Raw genomic sequence first — 5836 nt, 5'->3', positions numbered from 1 at the left:
CCGTCGGGTTGGTCGGCGTCGTCATCGTGCTGTGGCCGAAGCTTGGAGCCGTTGGCGGCGGCGTCACCGCTGCGACGCTGACCGCTTCGTTGGTCTCGGTGCTGGCCATGAGCGCCGGCACCGTCTGGCAGAAACGCTTCGCCTCCGGCGGCGACCTGGTGACCGCGACGATGTGGCAATATGTCGGCGGCGCCGCGCTGATGGTGCTCGCCTCGCTCGCCTTCGAGACGCGCACCGTCACCATCAATGGCGAGTTGATCTTCGCCTTGGCCTGGCTGGTGCTGGTACTGTCGATCGGCGCCATCTTCCTGCTGATGGTGATGATCCGCGACGGCGAGATGTCGAAGGTCGCCTCGCTGTTTTACCTCGTACCGGCGGTCACCGCGGTCATCGCGTGGGCGCTGTTCGGCGAGCATCTCAACCTCCTGCAGATCGTCGGCATGGCGATCGCCACGCTCGGCGTCGGGCTGGCGACCGCGCGGCCGGCCAGCCCCGGACGGTCTCAACCGATGCGGGCGCGCGCCTCGAGATAGCGGCTGATTGCGGCATTGAGCTCGCCGCCAAGGATAAAGATCGCCGACACGATGTAGAGGAAGACGACCGCGATCATAATCGAGGCGAGGCCGGCATAGGTCGTCACATAGGACGAGAAATGGTCGAGATAGGTGGCAAAGATGGTCGAGCCGGCCAGCCAGGCCGCCAGCGTGAAGATGATGCCCGGCACGATCGACAGCAAGCGGCGCTTGCCTGCCGGCAGCCAGAAGTGCACCGCGAACAGGCCGATGACGATGACCGTCGAGGCGATGATGTAGCGCCATAGGGTGATCGTGCCCATATAGGGCCTGATCCATTCGAGATGGGCCTCCGCCAACCGCGCCAAGAGCGGAGCGAACACCAGGAGCACGCTGATCGCCAGGAAACAGGCCGTGGCGATCAGCACGAAGATGATGCTCTGGACGCGGCGATAGATGATGCCGCGCGTTTCCGACACCCGATAGGCGCGGTTGAGCGAGGTGCGCAGCGCCTCGATGCCGTTCGAGGCGAAGTAGGCGGCGAGCAGCACGCCGTAGGTCAACAGGTCGGTGCGCCTGACGGTGAGCACGTTCAGCACCTCGCGCGCGATCGGCTTGGCGATCTGCTCCGGCCAGGTGTCGAAGACCAGATGCACGGCGGTGTCGGCGAAGGCCTGCGCGCCGAGGAAGCTCGCCAGCGTCGTCGCGAAGATCAGGAACGGGAACAGCGCCATCAGCGAGGTGATCGCCAGATGGCTGGCCATCGCCCAGCCGTCATCGGTGTTGAAGTGACCGATCGCGTCATAGAGCACGCGGCGCAGGGCGACGATCTTCCGCAACACGTACCGCGTTCCCTTCGATTGTCTCGACGCCGCGAATATGGGAAGGGAATGCGGCAAATGGCAACCCTAGGTCAAACTCCGCCGTGAACGCGCCGCGCACCATCATCGTTACCGGTGCCTCTTCCGGGATTGGCGCCCATTGCGCCCGGGCGCTGAAGGCGGAAGGCTGGCGGGTGTTCGCGACGGCGCGCAAGCCGGCCGACATCGCGGCGCTCGAGGCCGACGGCATCGAGACCTTCTATCTCGACTATCGCGAGCCCGCCTCGATCGAGGCGCTGGTCGCCTCGGTGCTGGAGCGCACAGGCGGACGGCTCGACGCGCTGTTCAACAACGGCGCCCATGCGCAGCCCGGGGCCGTCGAGGACCTGCCGGTTTCGGCGCTCAAAGAGCAGTTCGAGGTCAATCTCTTCGGCTGGCACGATCTCACCCGCCGCATCGTGCCGGTGATGCGCCGCCAGGGCCATGGCCGGCTCGTCCACTGTTCCTCCATCCTCGGGCTGACGCCGGTCCGCTTTCGCGGCGCCTACTCGGCCTCCAAGCACGCGCTGGAAGGGCTGATGCTGTGCCTGCATCAGGAGCTTCTGGGCAGCGGCATCCATGTCTCGCTGATCGAGCCGGGGCCGGTGACGTCGAAGATCGCCTCGAACGGGCTGTTCTGGTTCCTGAAGAACATCGATCATGAGCATTCCGTCCACCGCGCTGACTACGAGGCGCAACTGGCGCGGCTGCGAGCCGGCGGCAGCACCTCGCGGCTGAAGCCCGGACCGGAGGTGGTCCACACCGCGTTGCGCCATGCGCTTCTGTCGCGGCGCCCACGCCCACACTATGTGGTAACAGTGCCGGCCAGGATCGGCGTGATCCTCAAACGCATCCTGCCGGCATCGTTGCTCTACCGCCTGCTCTCCAAACGCGCCTGAACGGAACTGATTGGAAAAAGACTATGGCAACCGTCTTCAATATCCTCGCGGTCCTCGTCATGCTCGCCGTGGTGTTCGTCCTGATCCGTGGTCTGATCAACATGCTGCGCGGCGGCTCCAGCATGACCTCCAACAAGCTGATGCAGGCGCGCGTGCTGTTGCAGTTCATCGCCTTGGTGCTGATCATGCTGGCGGTGTATTTCACCCGCAAGTGACCGGAGAGGCGGCGCGTGGTCAAGCTCAACAAGATTTATACCCGCACCGGCGACGACGGCACCACCGGCCTCGGCACCGGCGAGCGGCGGCTGAAATCCGACCTGCGCATCGACGCCTACGGCACGGTCGACGAGGCCAATGCCTGCATCGGCATGGCCCGCATCCACACCGTTGACAGCCATCCCTCGATCGACGCCATGCTGTCCCGCATCCAGAACGACCTTTTCGATCTCGGCGCCGATCTCGCCGTGCCGGATGACGGCAAGCCGCTCAGCTATGAGCCGTTGCGTATCGTCGCCTCGCAGACCGATCGCGTCGAGAAGGATATCGACCTCCTCAACAAGGAACTGCAGCCGCTCAAATCCTTCGTGCTGAACGGCGGCACGCCGGCGGCGGCCGCACTTCACCTTGCCCGCACGGTGGCGCGGCGGGCCGAGCGGATCATGGTGGCGCTGGCGCAGGACCCCGGCGAGCCGGTCAACCGCGAGGCGATCAAGTACATCAACCGCGTCTCCGACTTTCTGTTCGTCGCCGCCCGTGCGGTCAATGACAATGGAAAGGCCGACGTGTTATGGGTTCCCGGCAAGAACCGCTGACTCCACGTGGAAGCGGAAGGGCCAGGGTCTCATGTTCATCCCGCTATACGACACCAACAGACTGCGTCACATCCACCTGCAATATGTGACGATCGGCCTGATCGTCGCCAACGTCCTCGTCTATTTCGCCACCACGCTCGGCGGCGAGGATTTCACCAACGCGGCGGTGCTCGGCCTCGGCTTCATCCCCTCCGTCGTCCACGACAAGGTCGAGCTTTCGCCCGAATTCGTCGTCATCCCGGAGAGCCTGAGCTACCTGACCTATTCCTTCCTGCACGCCGACATTTTCCACCTCGGCGGCAACATGCTGTTCCTGTGGGTGTTCGGCGACAATGTCGAGGATGCCCTCGGTCATATCCGCTATTTGATCTTCTACCTCGCCTGCGCCATTGCCGGCGCCTTCTTCCAGGGGTTGGTGGCCTGGGATTCGCAGGTGCCGCTGATCGGCGCCTCCGGCGCCATTGCCGGCGTCGTCGCCGCCTATCTGATCCTCTACCCAAGGGTGAAGGTCTGGGTGCTCGCCTTCGCCCGCATTCCCTTGCGCATCCCCGCCTTCATCCCGCTGATCCTGTGGATCGTCTTCCAGATCGTCATGTTCGCCGCCGGCGGCGAGGACCAGGTCTCCTGGGCCTGCCACATCGGCGGCATCATCGCCGGCTCCGTCCTGGTGCTCGTCCTGCGCAACCGCGGCGTGCCGCTGCTGGCCGGCGCGGACGGGGAACCCGAACCTGCGCCAGACGTCGAGCAGGCGCGCGTCCCGGCCGAACCAGCCGCCAGCGCTCCAGCTGCAGCGCAGCCCGCGCCACAGTGGGGTCGAGGAGCCGCTTCAAGCCAGGACTGAACCGATTTGAGTGCGTCGCGGATATTGACGAGCCCGATTCCCGCCACTACGGAAACGCCACCGCAACGGCGGATGAAGTCCAGAATTCCGTCTGGAATGTCGGCTTTCGACAACTCTGACCCGGCGCGCGCTGCTATAGCGCGCCCAAAATCTTGAAAGAGGTGACAGGAAAATGAAGATCCTTGTGCCCGTGAAGCGGGTTGTGGATGCCAATGTTAAGGTGCGGGTCAAGTCGGACGGTTCGGCGGTCGAGCTCGCCAACGTCAAGATGGCAATGAACCCGTTCGACGAGATCGCGGTGGAGGAAGCGATCCGGCTGAAGGAAGCCGGCAAGGCGGAAGAGATCATCGTCGTCTCGATCGGCCCGCAGCAGGCGCAGGAAACGCTGCGCACCGCGCTCGCCATGGGTGCCGACCGCGCTATCCTGGTCAAGACCGACGAGCAGACCGAGCCGCTCGGCGTCGCCAAGGTGCTGAAGGGCGTGGTCGAGGCCGAGCAGCCCGGCCTTGTCATCCTCGGCAAGCAGGCGATCGACGATGACAGCAACCAGACCGGCCAGATGCTGGCGGCGCTGCTGGGCTGGGCTCAGGGCACCTTCGCCTCCAAGGTGGAACTCGCCGGCGATCATGCCAAGGTGACGCGCGAGGTCGATGGCGGCCTGCAGACGGTGGAGCTGAAGATGCCGGCGATCGTCACCGCCGACCTTCGCCTCAACCAGCCGCGCTACGCCTCGCTGCCCAACATCATGAAGGCCAAGAAGAAGCCGCTGGACGAGAAAAGCCCAGCCGACTACGGCGCCGACGTCAAGCCGCGCCTCAAGGTGATCAAGACCGAGGAGCCGGGCGGCCGCAAGGCGGGCGTAAAGGTCAAGAGCGTCGCCGAGCTGGTCGAGAAGCTCAAGAACGAAGCCGGCGTGCTGTAAGCGATCGGGAAAGGAACACGAAAATGGCTATTCTCCTCATCGCCGAACACGACAACGCAACCCTTTCCGACCAGACCGCCAAGGCGCTGTCGGCGGCGCTTCAGATCGGTTCGGACGTGCATGTGCTGGTGGCCGGCAAGGGCGCCAAGGGCGCGGCGGACGCCGCTTCGAAGCTGAAGGGCGTGAACAAGGTGCTGCTCGCCGAGGCCGACGAGCTTGCTGAGCGCCTCGCCGAGCCGACCGCGGCACTGGTTGTGTCGCTGGCTGGCGCCTACGATACCATTATCGCTCCGGCCACCTCGACGGGCAAGAACGTCGCGCCTCGCGTGGCTGCCCTGCTCGACGTCGCGCAGGTGTCCGAGATCATCGAGGTGGTCTCGCCCGACACCTTCAAGCGTCCGATCTATGCCGGCAACGCCATCCAGACCGTGCAGGCTACCGACGCCAAGAAGGTGATCACGGTGCGCACCGCTTCCTTCCAAGGAGCACCCGAGGGCGGCTCGGCCGCCGTCGAGACGGTTAGCGCCGCGGCTAATCCCGGTCTCTCCTCCTTCGTCGAGAACAAGCTCTCCGAGACCGACCGTCCGGAGCTGACCTCGGCCAAGATCATCATTTCCGGCGGCCGCGCGCTCGGCTCCTCGGAGAAGTTCCAGGAGGTCATCCTGCCCGTCGCCGACAAGCTCGGCGCCGCCGTCGGCGCTTCACGCGCCGCGGTCGATGCCGGCTATGCGCCGAACGACTGGCAGGTCGGCCAGACCGGCAAGGTGGTCGCCCCTGATCTCTACATCGCCGTCGGTATTTCCGGTGCCATCCAGCACCTCGCCGGCATGAAGGATTCCAAAGTCATCGTCGCCATCAACAAGGACGAGGAGGCGCCGATCTTCCAGGTCGCCGACTACGGCCTCGTCGGCGATCTCTTCGTCATCCTGCCGGAACTGCAAAAGGCGCTTTGACGCTCTCTGCCGAAGCGTATTAAATTGTGAAGGGCGG

8 protein-coding genes are annotated in these 5836 nt (G+C 64.9%); 7 read left to right on the top strand and 1 reads right to left on the bottom strand.

The genetic code is table 11. The features are described from left to right. Nucleotides 1-533, top strand: a 533-nt coding sequence (locus tag EN781_RS23515) for a DMT family transporter (protein ID WP_145965594.1), incomplete at its 5' end; no start/stop codon positions are given. Here EN781_RS23515 and EN781_RS23510 read toward each other — a convergent pair. Further along, complete coding sequence (locus EN781_RS23510) at nt 503-1354, bottom strand: YihY/virulence factor BrkB family protein (RefSeq protein WP_126058119.1); 852 nt, start codon at nt 1352-1354, stop codon at nt 503-505. The genes EN781_RS23515 and EN781_RS23510 overlap by 31 nt on opposite strands. 83 nt (nt 1355-1437) lie before the next feature. Here EN781_RS23510 and EN781_RS23505 point away from each other — a divergent pair, with 83 nt between their 5' ends. The 6 genes from EN781_RS23505 (at nt 1438) to EN781_RS23480 (ending at nt 5799) form a co-directional block, all read left to right on the top strand. Further along, nucleotides 1438-2271 carry an SDR family oxidoreductase gene (locus EN781_RS23505; RefSeq protein WP_126058118.1) on the top strand — a complete coding sequence of 278 codons (834 nt, stop codon included), beginning with the start codon at nt 1438-1440 and terminating at the stop codon, nt 2269-2271. Nucleotides 2272-2294: 23 nt separating this feature from the next. After that, nucleotides 2295-2486 carry a twin transmembrane helix small protein gene (locus EN781_RS23500; protein ID WP_126058117.1) on the top strand — a complete coding sequence of 64 codons (192 nt, stop codon included), beginning with the start codon at nt 2295-2297 and terminating at the stop codon, nt 2484-2486. Nucleotides 2487-2501: 15 nt separating this feature from the next. After that, a complete protein-coding gene (locus tag EN781_RS23495) occupies nt 2502-3083 on the top strand; it encodes a cob(I)yrinic acid a,c-diamide adenosyltransferase (RefSeq protein ID WP_126058116.1) in 582 nt (193 codons plus the stop codon). Nucleotides 3084-3114: 31 nt separating this feature from the next. Beyond that, on the top strand, nt 3115-3924 hold the full coding sequence (locus tag EN781_RS23490) for a rhomboid family intramembrane serine protease (RefSeq protein ID WP_126058115.1): 810 nt from the start codon (nt 3115-3117) through the stop codon (nt 3922-3924). Between the two features lie 172 nt (nt 3925-4096). Beyond that, a complete protein-coding gene (locus EN781_RS23485) occupies nt 4097-4846 on the top strand; it encodes an electron transfer flavoprotein subunit beta/FixA family protein (RefSeq protein WP_126058114.1) in 750 nt (249 codons plus the stop codon). 23 nt (nt 4847-4869) lie between these two features. After that, a complete protein-coding gene (locus EN781_RS23480) occupies nt 4870-5799 on the top strand; it encodes an electron transfer flavoprotein subunit alpha/FixB family protein (RefSeq protein ID WP_126058113.1) in 930 nt (309 codons plus the stop codon). The last annotated feature ends 37 nt before the right edge of the window (nt 5800-5836 follow it).

The organism is Mesorhizobium sp. M4A.F.Ca.ET.090.04.2.1 (genome assembly GCF_003999085.1).
Lineage (GTDB): Bacteria > Pseudomonadota > Alphaproteobacteria > Rhizobiales > Rhizobiaceae > Mesorhizobium.
Note: the sequence above shows the minus strand (reverse complement) of the source record. Positions and strands in the feature narration are given on the sequence as shown.

What these genes read in the sequence shown, in the direction of transcription:
- EN781_RS23480 (WP_126058113.1), top strand. Translation starts at nt 4,870, where the DNA reads ATGGCTATTCTCCTCATCGCCGAACACGACAACGCAACCCTTTCCGAC.
- EN781_RS23500 (WP_126058117.1), top strand. Translation starts at nt 2,295, where the DNA reads ATGGCAACCGTCTTCAATATCCTCGCGGTCCTCGTCATGCTCGCCGTG.
- EN781_RS23490 (WP_126058115.1), top strand. Translation starts at nt 3,115, where the DNA reads ATGTTCATCCCGCTATACGACACCAACAGACTGCGTCACATCCACCTG.
- EN781_RS23485 (WP_126058114.1), top strand. Translation starts at nt 4,097, where the DNA reads ATGAAGATCCTTGTGCCCGTGAAGCGGGTTGTGGATGCCAATGTTAAG.